17 protein-coding genes are annotated in these 13,591 nt (G+C 36.7%); 12 read left to right on the forward strand and 5 right to left on the reverse strand.

What is annotated here, in order from left to right:
* Positions 1-23 precede the first annotated feature (23 nt).
* The 3 genes from K2F26_RS11420 to rpsB all read right to left on the reverse strand — a co-directional run bounded on the left by K2F26_RS11420 (position 24) and on the right by rpsB (position 3,384).
* Positions 24-884, reverse strand: a complete 861-nt coding sequence (locus K2F26_RS11420) for a hypothetical protein (protein WP_220611566.1) — start codon at positions 882-884, stop codon at positions 24-26.
* Positions 885-1,397: 513 nt separating this feature from the next.
* Positions 1,398-2,339 (reverse strand): translation elongation factor Ts, encoded by a 942-nt coding sequence (tsf, locus tag K2F26_RS11425; RefSeq protein WP_220611567.1) that lies wholly within the window; start codon positions 2,337-2,339, stop codon positions 1,398-1,400.
* A 253-nt stretch (positions 2,340-2,592) separates the two neighbouring features.
* Complete coding sequence (gene rpsB / locus K2F26_RS11430) at positions 2,593-3,384, reverse strand: 30S ribosomal protein S2 (RefSeq protein WP_220611568.1); 792 nt, start codon at positions 3,382-3,384, stop codon at positions 2,593-2,595.
* A 477-nt stretch (positions 3,385-3,861) separates the two neighbouring features.
* On the opposite strand from rpsB, the gene K2F26_RS11435 reads away from it, so the two are divergent.
* The 7 genes from K2F26_RS11435 to K2F26_RS11465 all read left to right on the forward strand — a co-directional run bounded on the left by K2F26_RS11435 (position 3,862) and on the right by K2F26_RS11465 (position 7,060).
* Positions 3,862-4,305: a hypothetical protein gene (locus K2F26_RS11435; RefSeq protein WP_220611569.1), complete on the forward strand. Its 444-nt coding sequence runs from the start codon at positions 3,862-3,864 to the stop codon at positions 4,303-4,305.
* A complete protein-coding gene (locus K2F26_RS11440; RefSeq protein WP_220611570.1) occupies positions 4,302-4,745 on the forward strand; it encodes a PIN domain-containing protein in 444 nt (147 codons plus the stop codon). Before K2F26_RS11435 ends, K2F26_RS11440 begins: the two co-directional genes overlap by 4 nt.
* Before the next feature lie 139 nt (positions 4,746-4,884).
* Positions 4,885-5,211: a DUF433 domain-containing protein gene (locus K2F26_RS11445; RefSeq protein WP_220611571.1), complete on the forward strand. Its 327-nt coding sequence runs from the start codon at positions 4,885-4,887 to the stop codon at positions 5,209-5,211.
* The gene (locus K2F26_RS11450) at positions 5,195-5,530 is read left to right on the forward strand and encodes a DUF5615 family PIN-like protein (protein WP_220611572.1); all 336 of its coding nucleotides are present in this window, start codon (positions 5,195-5,197) and stop codon (positions 5,528-5,530) included. Before K2F26_RS11445 ends, K2F26_RS11450 begins: the two co-directional genes overlap by 17 nt.
* A 441-nt stretch (positions 5,531-5,971) precedes the next feature.
* Entirely contained in the window at positions 5,972-6,214 is a 243-nt protein-coding gene (locus tag K2F26_RS11455; protein WP_220611573.1) for a type II toxin-antitoxin system RelN family antitoxin, read from the forward strand.
* Positions 6,207-6,560 carry a type II toxin-antitoxin system RelE family toxin gene (locus tag K2F26_RS11460; RefSeq protein WP_246605583.1) on the forward strand — a complete coding sequence of 118 codons (354 nt, stop codon included), beginning with the start codon at positions 6,207-6,209 and terminating at the stop codon, positions 6,558-6,560. The genes K2F26_RS11455 and K2F26_RS11460 overlap by 8 nt, the downstream gene beginning before the upstream one ends.
* A gap of 242 nt (positions 6,561-6,802) precedes the next feature.
* Positions 6,803-7,060 (forward strand): hypothetical protein, encoded by a 258-nt coding sequence (locus K2F26_RS11465; RefSeq protein ID WP_220611575.1) that lies wholly within the window; start codon positions 6,803-6,805, stop codon positions 7,058-7,060.
* 352 nt (positions 7,061-7,412) lie between these two features.
* On the opposite strand, the gene K2F26_RS11470 is transcribed toward K2F26_RS11465, so the two are convergent.
* A complete protein-coding gene (locus K2F26_RS11470; protein ID WP_220611576.1) occupies positions 7,413-7,583 on the reverse strand; it encodes a hypothetical protein in 171 nt (56 codons plus the stop codon).
* 54 nt (positions 7,584-7,637) lie between these two features.
* Between K2F26_RS11470 and K2F26_RS25165 the strand changes: the two genes are divergently transcribed.
* The gene (locus K2F26_RS25165) at positions 7,638-8,933 is read left to right on the forward strand and encodes a helix-turn-helix domain-containing protein (RefSeq protein WP_496560034.1); all 1,296 of its coding nucleotides are present in this window, start codon (positions 7,638-7,640) and stop codon (positions 8,931-8,933) included.
* A gap of 41 nt (positions 8,934-8,974) precedes the next feature.
* Complete coding sequence (locus tag K2F26_RS11480; protein WP_220611577.1) at positions 8,975-9,442, forward strand: DUF29 domain-containing protein; 468 nt, start codon at positions 8,975-8,977, stop codon at positions 9,440-9,442.
* A 71-nt stretch (positions 9,443-9,513) separates the two neighbouring features.
* Here the strand turns inward: K2F26_RS11480 and K2F26_RS11485 are convergent, their stop codons facing one another.
* The gene (locus tag K2F26_RS11485; protein WP_220611578.1) at positions 9,514-10,452 is read right to left on the reverse strand and encodes a glycosyltransferase family 2 protein; all 939 of its coding nucleotides are present in this window, start codon (positions 10,450-10,452) and stop codon (positions 9,514-9,516) included.
* A 423-nt stretch (positions 10,453-10,875) separates the two neighbouring features.
* Here K2F26_RS11485 and pyrH point away from each other — a divergent pair, with 423 nt between their 5' ends.
* The 3 genes from pyrH to K2F26_RS11505 all read left to right on the forward strand — a co-directional run bounded on the left by pyrH (position 10,876) and on the right by K2F26_RS11505 (position 13,401).
* Complete coding sequence (gene pyrH / locus K2F26_RS11495; protein ID WP_220611579.1) at positions 10,876-11,604, forward strand: UMP kinase; 729 nt, start codon at positions 10,876-10,878, stop codon at positions 11,602-11,604.
* Positions 11,591-12,139 carry a ribosome recycling factor gene (gene frr / locus K2F26_RS11500; RefSeq protein WP_220611580.1) on the forward strand — a complete coding sequence of 183 codons (549 nt, stop codon included), beginning with the start codon at positions 11,591-11,593 and terminating at the stop codon, positions 12,137-12,139. Before pyrH ends, frr begins: the two co-directional genes overlap by 14 nt.
* 140 nt (positions 12,140-12,279) lie before the next feature.
* The gene (locus K2F26_RS11505) at positions 12,280-13,401 is read left to right on the forward strand and encodes a geranylgeranyl reductase family protein (protein WP_220611581.1); all 1,122 of its coding nucleotides are present in this window, start codon (positions 12,280-12,282) and stop codon (positions 13,399-13,401) included.
* Positions 13,402-13,591 lie beyond the last annotated feature (190 nt).

The raw sequence follows: 13,591 nt of genomic DNA on the forward strand, positions 1-13,591 counted from the left end.
CACCTGTCACCTGTCACCTTAAACTAATCCTCAAACCAACTTGCACGCCAAGCAGCTTCCGCTTCCGCAATTTTCAATTCTTTGTGTTTCTTTTGATATTCTTTTCCTAATTTATTCAGTTGCAGTAAAATATTACGAATTTGTTTGCGTGCTGACAAGAGTGTGTTATCAGCAAATTCAATGTCTCCTAGTCGCAAGTTCAGGGTCATCAGTTGTGTCAAGCTAGAATCTTCTGATTCCTCCTCACTACTGATTTCAATTACTAAGTTTAATAGATTAGGTGGACCCGGTATCACTTCCCCTGAAGCTTCTGAAACTGCGGCCGCTGCTGCTGCTAAAATCGGTTCTGGTAATTTTTTCGGTAAAATTCCCGCTTTTTGAATTAAAGAATTAGCATCCTGGGAAACTTTTCTCAGAGTATTCTGAATTCCTTCCTCTAAATCTTGATGCCATTGTGCCACTTCTATGGGGTTGGAAGGATCTAAATATTTTTGCTCTTGAATTTTCGATTGAGGATCGTTTTCACTTTCTTCAGTTTCGTCAATTTCTTCAGTTTCTTCAGCGTCTTCAAATTCCTCAGTTTCTTCAGTTTCTTCCGTATCTCCACCTTGAAGATAAACAAGCAATTGTTGTGCGCCTTTTTGTCCTAATTTACGAATACCTTGTTGCAATTGTTGTCGCTGATTCAGTGACAATTTGAGAAATTTATCAGGATATCCTTGAGTACAAAGGTGATAAACTGCCAAAATTAACTGTTTTTGTAAAGCTTCACCCAGGATAGTTAAATAATTGACATAATTGCTGTGGAGTTCTGTGGCGATCGCTCTAATCGCCTGTTTTATGGCTGTAATATCTTGTTCTATGCGCTCAATTGATCTGGCCATATTTTCCTTTTTTTCTCCACCTGAATTTTATTTTGATACAAATTTACAATTTGCAGTGAAAATAATCATCCAGAACATCTGGAGTTTGGACTATAGTGCGGCTCGTAGTTAGCCCATTAAGGCGTAAACTTGATATATTTAGAAATATAGCCGTAGACAGAGTAGTTAGGACATCAATTAATCATGAAACTCTTACTACAAAAGGGTTTTAATCCTGACTCCTGACTCCTGACTCCTGACTCCTGACTCCTGCTATATTTGACTATATTTTTCGTAACTACGGCTGCCAATAAAATACAGGTCAGCAAAATTTGCCAGACCTGTGATTTTACAATTATCAGTTATCAGTTATCAGTGTCATCAACATTTATTTTACCATAAACTATCTGACCTGTCTACTGTGTACTGATTTAATAATTAGTCAAAAATCTTTAGTCCAGCAGCTTTAGTTAATAACCTACTATTAAGAACTAACTACTGACTACTGACTCATAACTAAATTACTTAGCGCCATTACTTAGCGCCCATTTGAGCAGCTACTTCTTCAGCAAAGTTACTTTCTTGTTTTTCAATGCCTTCACCTAGTACATAGCGCACAAAGCCTTGTACTGTGATGTCTGCACCGACTTTAGACTGAACTTGCTTCACTAAGTCTGCTACAGAAATGCTTTGATCGCGGATATAAGGTTGATCCAACAAAGTCAATTCTTTTAGGCGTTTTTCAATCCGTCCTTGAACAATCTTTTCTCTGATGTTCTCTGGTTTATTCGCCAAGTCTTCCTTACCCATTTCAATGTCCTTTTCTTTTTGGACAGTTTCGGCAGGAATTTGGTCTACACTAACATACTCAACATTGGGGCAAGCGGCAACTTGCATTGCTGCATTTTTAGCCAAGTTTTTAAACTCTTCGTTATCAGCAGCAGCGTCTGTTTTGGCGCTTACTTGCAGCAACACACCCACTCTACCACCAGTGTGGATGTAGCTGTCTACTACTCCTGGTGTATCACCAAGAGAGAAGTTAACAAAGCGTCGCACCTGGATATTTTCACCCAAGGTAGCAATACTTTCTTTGATAAATTCATCTACAGTTACTTCTGCCTTTTCAATGTAGGGTTGAGCCAGCAAAGACTCAATGCTATCAGCAGTAGCAGCTTGTTGTGCCAGATTCTTAACTAAAGATTTAAAAGCGTCGTTACGGGCAACAAAATCAGTTTGACAGTTTACTTCTATCAGTACACCCACCTTACCATCAGGTTGAATGTAGGTGTCTACTAAACCTTCCGCTGCCACGCGATCGCTCTTTTTACCCGCTGAAGCGATGCCTTTTTTACGTAGCCAGTCTATAGCTGCGTCGATATTGCCATCATTTTCCTTCAGCGCCTTTTTGCAGTCCATCATGCCGGCACCAGTTTTTTGGCGTAGCTCTTGGACGAGTTTTGCAGATATTTCCGCCATGTTGCCTCAATTCCTATCCTAACTTGACCTAGAGTTATAATCGCTAACGGGTGTTGAGTATTTCTATCTTACTCAGGGCTGGTAAAGAAAAGCGATGAAGTTGTATATCCTCGTCTTCCAGAGTCAGAAAACAAAATTCAGAATACATTCAAATACTCTGTATTCTAACTCCTGACTCCTGTACGGGCGAAGCATTCGGGCGACCAATTATAAATTTTTGTCCAAGGCTATTTTCCGAATGCTTCGCCCCTACTTATTCTTCGTCGTCATCGCTCATCATTGAGTCAGTGTACTCACTTTCATCGTAGTCGTACTCTTCCTCAGCGCCTTCGTAATCTTCGTAATCTTCTTCTACTTCCAGCTGACCATGACGGCCTTCATAAATAGCATCTGCTAATTTACCAACAATCAGTTTAATCGATCTGATTGCGTCATCATTGGCTGGGATGGGAATATCTACCACATCTGGGTCACAGTTTGTATCTAACATAGACACAATGGGAATACCCAGTTTTTGGCATTCTTGAACAGCGTTATATTCCCGACGTTGGTCAACAATTACCACAATGTCAGGCACTTTCCGCATATTTTTAATGCCGCCCAAGTATTTTTGTAGCTTCGTCATTTCCCGACGTAGCATTGACGCTTCTTTTTTGGGCAATAAGTCTAATGCGCCGTTTTCTTCCCGACGTTCTAAATCTTTTAGACGTTCTGCTCTTGTTTTAATGGTAGCCCAGTTGGTGAGCATTCCACCCAACCAACGCTGGTTAATGTAGTGAGAACCACAACGGGTAGCTTCTTGTGCAATAATTCCCGCTGCTTGGCGCTTTGTACCCACAAACAAGAATTTTTTACCTTGTTCTGCTTGTGTCCGCATATAGTTGTAAGCATCATCCATCAACTGCGCGGTTTGCACCAAGTCGATGATGTGTACACCATTGCGAGCAGTGTAGATGTAAGGAGACATCTTAGGGTTCCAACGTCGGGTTTGATGCCCAAAGTGAACACCTGACTCCATCATCTGAGCCAAAGAAACGACTGGCATATTTTATAGCTCCTATTCGGGTTAAACCTCCATCCAGGCGTATTTCCACAGCGGAAACACCCGAATCCCCGGATGTGCGGAATTTAGACAACTATACTAGGGTAGCACAATTGTGGCAATTTTGCAGAAATGTTTTGAAATATCAGGAGTCAGGAGTCAGTAGGGGCGAAGCATTCGGACAAAAATATTGGGTAAAAATCGAAAATTTATCAACCGAATGCTTCGCCAGTACAGGAGTCAGGAGTTACAGGAGTCAGAATTTTTAAGAAATTGGTTAATTATCAAATAGCTGTTTTTGGCACAAGTCTGAAAAAGCTGACTCATAACAACGAAAATCAGTAAATAAAATTAGTTGAATAAAATTCAAACAATAAAATTCAAAAATCTTCTTACAAAATAAATATTTTTATATTTGAATATAGTGAATTTGAGTTATAATAAAAACATCACTCATCTTCAATCAAAAGGTGAAAATACATGAGCATAATTAAACCACCCACAGCAATTGATTTTGATCCTGCCATTGTAGCTAAAGATAAAGATGAACAACCTATTTTGATGATAGATGTGAGATTTTCCGCCATGTATGCTTCCCCAGAACTGGAGATATTAAAAATGGAACAATACCAAAATATTCCTTTTTTAATGTTTGTAAACTCCGATGTCATCAGAATCTTTAAAAGTCCGAATTTTGCAGAATTAGCCAGATTAGATACCAAAAAAGTTTTAGGATTTTATGATGCAGATAGTATCGAAGGAATTATCTATCAATCTACTTTAATAAGTTTACTTCAATCTTGGTTAAGAGATTTAGATTATCATTGGAAAAGTGAAAATCCTCCTTACATTGAAGAAATGAAAGAAATTGGTTTATTTGCTCTTTTGGATGATATAACTACAGAGGAGCTACAATTATTATGATAATTATTTATTTAGAAACTAATTCCATCATGGCAATTGCCAAAGGAAGAAATAAAGAATTAGCAAATTCTGATTCTTTCGTCAATTATTTAGAACTTTGTTTGATTGACTATGGAAAATTACTACGTGATTTTAGAAAACGTTTTTTGAAGATTCTTGAATATCTGAAAAATCATGGTGAATTGATTGAACCCAGAATTGAAATGTTGGTAAATACCTTAAATTCTCCTTTAATACCCGGTAAAAATCAAAAGCGAGATGATTTTATTTTACAGGTGATTTTAGGTCATGCTGAGAATAATTTATCAGTGTCAAAGGTATTTTTTAGTGAAAATACCAAGGATTTTGGGAATACTAATATTCAACAGGTATTAGCTAATGTGGGAATTAATTATTTTAGTAAAGTATCTAATTTACAGGGATGGTTAAATGCACAATAATAAATGTCAGAATGTAGAATGTAGGGGTTTAGCATTTCTAAACCCTGACACCACGAAAATTGATCATAAATTAGTTTGAATAAATAATTTAATGTGATAGAATATAATATGATTTACCGATTTATGAAAATCACAGGTTATGACTACGCTATCTGTTAGCAAAGAACATATAGTTATTACTCCGGGAGTATGTGGAGGAAAACCCCGTATTGCTGGACATCGGATCAAGGTTCAAGATATTGTTATTTGGCATGAAAGGATGGGAATGTCACCTGATGAGATAGTTTATCAACATCCTAGTATTACTTTAGCAGATGTTTATGCAGCTTTAACCTATTACCATGATCACAGAGAAGAAATTAGACAGCAAATTGAAGAAGGCGAGAATTTTGCTAAACAATTACAAGGAGATAAACCATCTTTAGTTGAGAAAATATTAAAAGGTGAAAATGTCAAACAAGATTAAGTTTCACCTTGATGAAAATGTTGGTAATGCTATAGCAAACGGTTTGAGAATGAGAGGAGTTGATGTGACAACTTCACCAGAAGAAGGGTTAATTGGTGCATCTGATGAACAACAATTAGCTTTTGCTGTTTCTCAAAAACGAGTTATTTTTACCTTTGATGATGATTTTCTGAGTTTAGCTGCTACAGGGATTGAATATTGTGGTATTATTTATGCTCGCCAAAAACGCCAGTCTATTGGAAAAGTGATCAGTGATTTAGTTTTAGTTTGGGAATGTTTAGAACCTGAATATATGTTCAATAATATTGAATTTTTGTAGTTCAGTTAATCAGATTGTAGTTTGGGTGAAGGAGTAGATTTTTTCAAAAAACGGTAATTTAGGGGTTTAGCATTGCTTATTGGTGTCAACTTAACCGAAAAATGCCTTATCTGTTAGCTTCCACACCCGCCATGAAATGAATTATGGCTTACGCCGAGCTACGCTATCATGGCTAATAGCTAAAGTTTACTCAAGTAAACTATCAATTTCTTGGTATTTTTAGTCATCTTTAGATGACTTGTACTATTAGACTGGGAATTCATTCCCAGTCGGGTTATCGGTTTTAGGTTAAGTTGACACCATTGATCAATGCTAAACCCTTACACCACGAAATAAACTTGATAGTAAATTAGTTTGAATAAATAATTTAATGTGATAGAATATAAGATAATTTACCAATTTATGAAAATCATAAGTTATGAATACAATTAGGTAAAAAATATGAAAGCCTTAGAAGTTACAGGTAAAATTCAACAAGGAAAATTAACCTTAGATTATCCTTTAGGAATTGATGATTTTCAAGAAGTAAAGGTAATTATTCTCTTACCAGAAGCAAGTGATCATGATCCTGATGATACTCCTATTGCGGAAATAGAAGAAAATTTAACAAGAGCTTTTCAAGAAGTTAAAGCAGGAGAAACTAGACCTATTTCTGAGTTATGGGAGAGAATTGAAAGTGAATGATATAAATAATATCTCAGTGCAATTTTCTCCTGAGTTTGAAAAACAACTGTATAAACTATCAAAACGTTATCGAAAAATTCGTGATGATATTGAACCCGTTATTTTACAGTTGCAGCAAGGGGAAATTATTGGCGATCGCCTTGTAGGGTTAGGGGAAGAATATCAAGTTTATAAGGTAAGTGTTAAAAATAGCAATATTCAAAAAGGGAAAAGTGCTGGATATCGGCTAATTTATTATTTACAAACTGCTGACAGTATTATTTTGTTAACAGTTTATTCTAAGTCTGATCAAGAGGATATTGGTGTTGTTAGAGTTCGAGAAATTATAGAACAGGTTATGGAATAATTATTATATTCAAGTATTAAAAATGTTGGGTTTAGTTACCTCAACCCAACCTACTTACTATCAATTTCTTGGTATTTTTAGTCATCTTTAGATGACTTTTGCTATGAGACTGGGAATTCATTCCCAGTCGGGTTATCGGTTTTAGGTGAAGTTGACACCATTGATCAAAGGCAATTATTATTAATAAATAATTTAATGTGATAAAATATAAGATGATTTACTAAAAATAGGATTTGTACTTAATGACTAATTCTAGCACCATCCGCCAAGAAATATTAAAACAAATCAGTCTCATTCCTGATGAACAATTAAGTTATGTATTAGAGTTTATTCAGAAAATGAATGTTGCTGATCAACAAACTAATGATAATGATGAAGATGTAGATGATGAATTGTTAGATATGAGTGCATCTGCATTACAAGATTATCTTACAGGAAAGGATAAAGGAATTTCATCTCATGAGTTAAAGCGTCAATTACTAGGAGATAATTTTGCTTGATTATATTATTTTAAAACCTGCCCAAAAATATCTTGAACGATTAAGAGTTGAAGATAAAGTAAGAATTATTCGTGCGTTGAATGGGTTAATTACAGGAACATAAAATCTTGATATTAAACCATTAAAGGGTAGAGAAGAAAGTCGTTTAAGAGTGGGTAAATATAGGATTTTTTTTGTTGAGGATACGGTTAATCAATTATATGTGATCACGGCTATTGGTGCGCGTGGGGATGTTTATAAATAAAGCGTTTTCGTGGTTGATAAAAATTATTAGCAATGGACAAATTAGGAAGTTCGGATTTAGATTTAAGTTTGGTTAGTTGGGTTTCGTTACCTCAACCCAACCTACTGGCTAAAAAAGACCTCCCATTACCCAGTTGAAGATAACTTCAATTAACTTGTCGGCAGCAGCTTTTGTTAACATATAGCCAAAACCTTTAGCAGCAGAAATTATTAAATCAGAAATCCATTTCTTTAGACTTTTTTGTGATTTAGCTTTAATTTTTAGTTCAGAAGCGTCCATAGCATTTATTTCTGCGATTAGTTTAGCTCTAATTCTAGCTATTTCTTGTGAATCATCCTACAAAGAAGTGCGATTAAAGGCATTTGGGATGGTAAACTTTATAGTGAAATTGCTGATGAATTTGATTATGGTGAAAATTATATTGGCAATATCAGCCGTGATTTATATAAAATATTATCTCAAGAATTAGGTGAAAAAGTTACTAGAACTAATTTTCGTTGGTCTATAGAAAGATTATCTAATTCATTTAATGGATTTAATGGAATAGGAATAAAAAATAATGTAAGTTTATGTCCACATAATCCAGATACTCAAAAAATAGAAGTTAATCAAGAAGATAAAAATCAACAAAAAACCACCTATATCAATATCAATCTTAAACAATCCCCAAAAATTACCCATTTCTACGGAAGAAATAAAGAACTATCAACCCTATCTGCATGGATAGAAAACCCCAACACTCGCTTAATTTCCATCTTAGGAATTTCCGGTATTGGTAAAACCACCCTCATTAAACACTTTATTGACACTCACCTCCTACCCTTTGATGCAATAATCTGGAAAAATCTAAAACTATCTAACTCCTTAAACTCTATCCTTACAGAAATTATCACCGAACTAAACATTAATATTCAAAATATAAATACCAACAACTTATTAAAACAATCCTTAGAAATATTCAACCAAAAACGTTGTTTAATTATTCTCGACAACCTAGAAGAAATATTTACACCTCAACAATATGCAGGAAAATATCAACCAGAACATCAAAATTATCAAACATTCCTGCAAATGCTCACAGCAATAGAACATCAAAGCTGTATAATTTTGATTAGTCAAGAAAAAAGCCAAGAAATGATATCATTAGACGATGAACTTTACCCCATTCATTCCTTAGAATTATCAGGTTTAGGTAATGCAGCAGCAGAAATATTAAAAAATCAAAAATTACAAAATCAGGAACATTGGTTAAACCTCATAAACCTATATGAAACACATCCTCGATATGTACAACATATCAGCAACTTAATTAAAGATGTATTTCAAGGTGAAATTGCAGAATTTCTCCAAGAACAAAGTTTAATATTAACAGAAGATATAAAATCAAACCTTGACTTAACCTGGGAGAGATTAACCGATATTGAAAAACAAACACTATTAAAAATCAGTCAAAATGATCAACCTCTATCCAGAGAAGAAATCAAAAAACTATTATCACTCTCATCCCTAGAAATAATCAACAGTATCCAATCATTAACACGACGATTTTTATTAAAAAAATCAGAAAACGACGAAAAATTATTTCATCTCACCCGCGTATTGAGAGAATATTTAAAAAATGTATGCTAAAATATTAAATATTACAAATCTTAAAAAAATAGGTCGGAAAGATGTCTAACACCCTGTACGATCAAGACTTACAATTATGGATAGATGCAACAATTGAACAATTACAAAATCATGAATTTGCATCCCTGGATATTGAGCATTTGATAGAGGAGTTAATAGAATTGGGAAAATCAGAAAAAAATGCTCTCAAAAGTAATCTGAAAATTCTCTTAACTCACCTCCTTAAATTAAAAGTTCAACATAATGTACCAGAGACAATGAAAGCAAGTTGGTATAGTTCCGTTGTTGAACATCGTCAACGAGTTATTGATAATCTCACAGATACCCCATCTCTCAAAAACTACTTAACAGAAGCATTAGAAAAATCTTACCCCGATGCTCGTAAACTTGCCATAAAAGAAAGTAAACTAGCTAAATTTGGAATTACTATACCATCAGAAAATGAATATCCTCTAACTTCTCCCTTCTCAGTAGAGCAGATTTTAGATGAGGATTTTTACCCTGAATAGAAAAATATCACAATTCTCCTATTATATCCCTTCTTCTCCTCTCTGTATCTCTGCGTCTCTGCGTGAGAAAATCATTTATTCATCATCTCAGAATAAGCCTGATAAACCCCTTTTACATTATACCAATTCAAAAAAATCCGCGCAATTTCCAAAGCTAACTGCGGCTTACCCAAATTAATCAACCATTGCAATAAAGGGGCGCTAGTTCTTTCATTAAACAACCCATTTAAAGAAAGTATCCCCCACAATAAACGATGAAACAAAGTCATTTGAATCATCATTTTCACTTCCCAAGTGGGATGTTTTTGATAAAACAAAACTCCCATCCTTCCCCGTTGAATTTCCTTATCAATTAAATTATCAATTTGTTGTAAACTAAAAGGTGGATGCCAATGATAACCCACAGCTTGAGGACATTTAATTAATTGCAAACCCAAATTTTTTAACCTCACACCTAATTCTAAATCTTCCCATCCATAAAGTTGAAAACCAGTATCAAATAAACCAGCTTTTTCTAACCAATGTTTAGGAATAGCCACATTACCCGTAGCAAAAAAAGCCGCAGAAAAATCTGTGATTTTATAAGGTTCAGAAGTGGGATTTTCAAAATTACAAGTATTAATTACCGCACCATAGGTAAAAAAAGCGTCGTTTCCTAATTTTTCCTTTCCTTGCAGCAAAGCATCTGCATGAGCTTGCAAGAAATTAGATAAAACTACCAAATCACTATCAATAAAAATAATCGTATCACCCGCAGCTTTTTCTACCCCTAAATTTCGCGCCGCCGCAGGACCAGCATGATCTTGTTGAAAACACCGCAAATGAGGAAACTGATCTTGATGTTCTGCTAACCAGTCTAAAGTATTGTCTGTAGAACCATCATCCACTAAAATAATCTCATACCCTTTTACAAGGGTTGTATCATTTAAGTTTTGCAATTCTAAAGCGCGGAGGCACTTCTGCAAAATTGGCAACCGATTATAAGTTGGTATAACAACACTAAAAAACACTGTTTCACCTACATCACTAAACAACTCAAAATTAAATGTTAAATATAATGTTAAATATATTTTTGCCCATATCTAGATATATAGCATAGGACAAAGCTGGAATTTTGAGCTTGGCATATTACACGAGAATTAGAGAAATATGTGATACTTTACAGGGTTATTATAGAAAAATTACCCAAAAACCAACATTGTGGATGTTCAAAATAGCATAAATTCCATCAAGATCCATCAGTGACTGGGGAAGATTATTTAAGAAATGCGATCGCCTCTTTATTTCAAGGTCAAGAAATCCAGCCAGCACAAACCCCACAGATGGGAACGCCATTAGTATGGCGAAAATAAACTGGAACTAGACACAGATTGCCACTGTACTGTTATCTTAAATTTGAGGCAATTGCAACTTATTTGATAAAACGTAACTTCATGGGAACGAATTACCGACGGGTTTTACTTAAACTGAGCGGTGAAGCCTTGATGGGCAACATGGGCTATGGCATTGATCCAGAAGTAGTCAAGGGAATAGCCGAAGAGTTGGCAGAGGTGGTAGCCACTGGCGTTCAAGTCGCTATCGTAGTTGGCGGCGGCAACATTTTCAGAGGCGTTAAAGCAGCATCAGCGGGAATGGACAGAGCAACCGCTGACTACATAGGAATGATTGCCACGGTAATGAACGCCATGACGCTACAAGACTCGCTAGAAAGGATAGGAATACAGACGCGGGTACAAACAGCGATCGCTATGCAAGAATTAGCAGAGCCATATATTCGTCGTCGCGCCATCCGTCATTTAGAAAAAGGACGGGTGGTAATTTTTGGTGCTGGTTCGGGAAATCCCTTCTTTACCACAGATACCACTGCGGCATTAAGAGCAGCAGAAATAGAAGCAGAAGTGATTTTTAAAGCCACCAAAGTAGACGGAATCTACGATGCTGACCCCACCATTTATCCTCAAGCCAAACGTTACACAACCCTCACTTACGCCCACGTTTTGGCTGAAGATTTGCGAGTCATGGATAGTACCGCAATTGCCTTATGTAAAGAAAATAATATTCCCATTCTGGTATTTGACCTAACAACGCGAGGAAATATCCACCGTGCAGTAATGGGAGAATCTATTGGCACTCTTGTGGGAGGTTCTTGTGAAATTAGCTGAAGCTGAAAGTACGATGCAAAAAACCGTTGAGGCTACTCAACGAGCTTTTAACACCATTCGCACTGGCCGCGCCAATGCGAGCTTACTAGATAAAGTACAAGTAGAATATTACGGGACTCCTACCCCCCTGAAATCACTGGCAAACATCAGTACACCAGATGCCTCGACAATATTAATTCAGCCTTATGATAAGGGCAGCTTGAATATAGTAGAAAAGGCGATCTCCTTGTCAGATGTGGGTTTAACCCCCAGCAATGATGGTTCTGTAATTCGTTTGAACATCCCACCTTTGACATCTGACCGTCGTAAAGAATTTGTCAAACTCGCTGCTAAGTATGCCGAAGAAGGTCGAGTTGGTATTCGCAATATCCGCCGTGATGCTCTTGACTCAATTCGCAAACAAGAAAAAGCTGCGGAAATTTCCGAAGATGAATCACGAGATCAGCAAGACAAACTGCAAAAACTAACCAACAAATACACAACCAGGATTGACGAATTACTGGCAGAGAAAGAAAAAGACATTACAACCGTATAAGTTGGGGACTGGTGATTGGTGATTGGTGATTGGTGATTGGTGATTGGGAAAAATAAAAGTGATTACCCATTACCCATTACCTATTACCCATTACCTATTACCCATTACCCATTACCCATTACCCATTCCCTCCCTTATTTATGTACGACTGCATCATTGTTGGTGCTGGTCCTGCGGGTGGATCAGCAGCTTATCATTTAGCCAAACAGGGACGCTCAGTATTAATTTTAGAAAAAGCATCTCTGCCCAGATATAAACCTTGTGGTGGTGGTGTGTCACCAGCGATCGCTCAATGGTTTGATTTTGACTTTAGCCCCGCAATTTCCGTTAAAGTAGACTCCCTGCGCTTCACCTGGAAACTAGAAGATCCGGTAGAAGCCAAAATCGCCATTAAAGAACCAGTCTGGATGGTGCGACGAGATGTATTCGACCATTTTTTAGTTCAACAAGCCCAAAAGCAAGGGGCTGAACTACGAGACAATACAGAAGTCACAGGTATTGAATTTAAAAATGATCATTGGCAAGTGAACACAGCTAACGGACAAGTCACAGGTCGCTACTTAATTGCTGCGGATGGTGTTAAAGGTCCAATGGCAAAATGGCTAGGTTTTAAAAACCGTAAACGCCGATTAGCAGGAGCATTAGAAGCAGAAATTCCGGCAAATGTAGAAAATAAATCTACAATTCACTTTGAGTTTGGTTTAGTCAAAAACGGTTATATCTGGAATTTTCCCAAAGCTGACGGTTACTCTCTCGGAGTCGGAACATTTATTGGTGGTGAACCCCAGGACTTTAAAAAAATTTTGGATGAATATGCCAAATATTTTAATGTAGATATCAAAACTAGCCAGCAGTACGGTCATCCCCTGTGCATCTGGGACGGCAATCAAAAACTACATACTCAAAATGCTGTATTAGCTGGTGAAGCTGCTTGTGTCGTTGACCCCTTTACCGCCGAAGGTATTCGTCCCTCCATCTTTAGCGGTGTCCTAGCTGCACAATTCATTAATGAGGCGCTTAGTGGTGATATCAACGCCTTGGAAAACTACACTGAGGCTATGAATGAACAATGGGGTTCAGAAATGGCTTGGGCGCAAAAATTAGCTGGTGCATTTTATCGCTTCCCTGCTATTGGCTACAAAGTTGGTGTTAAACGCCCCTCTGGCGCTCAAACTATGGGTAAAATCCTTTGTGGTGAATTGCGATATGGTGATGTAGCTGGTCGCGCCATCAAGCGTTTAATTCCTGGTTTTGGGGGTTAGGTAATTGGTAATTGGTAATTGGTGATTGGTTTTTTCCTATCCAATGCCTAAATCTGCTATATAAAACCTAGACAAAGCTAGACTTTACTTTCTACTTCAACGGGAGCATGGGAGCGGTTATCCCTCAGTAGACTTACACGCCTTAGCCAGACGCGACTTTCTCAAATTAAGATTTGGAAACAGACTACCA

It is taken from the genome of Sphaerospermopsis torques-reginae ITEP-024 (assembly GCF_019598945.1).
Taxonomy (GTDB): Bacteria; Cyanobacteriota; Cyanobacteriia; order Cyanobacteriales; family Nostocaceae; genus Sphaerospermopsis.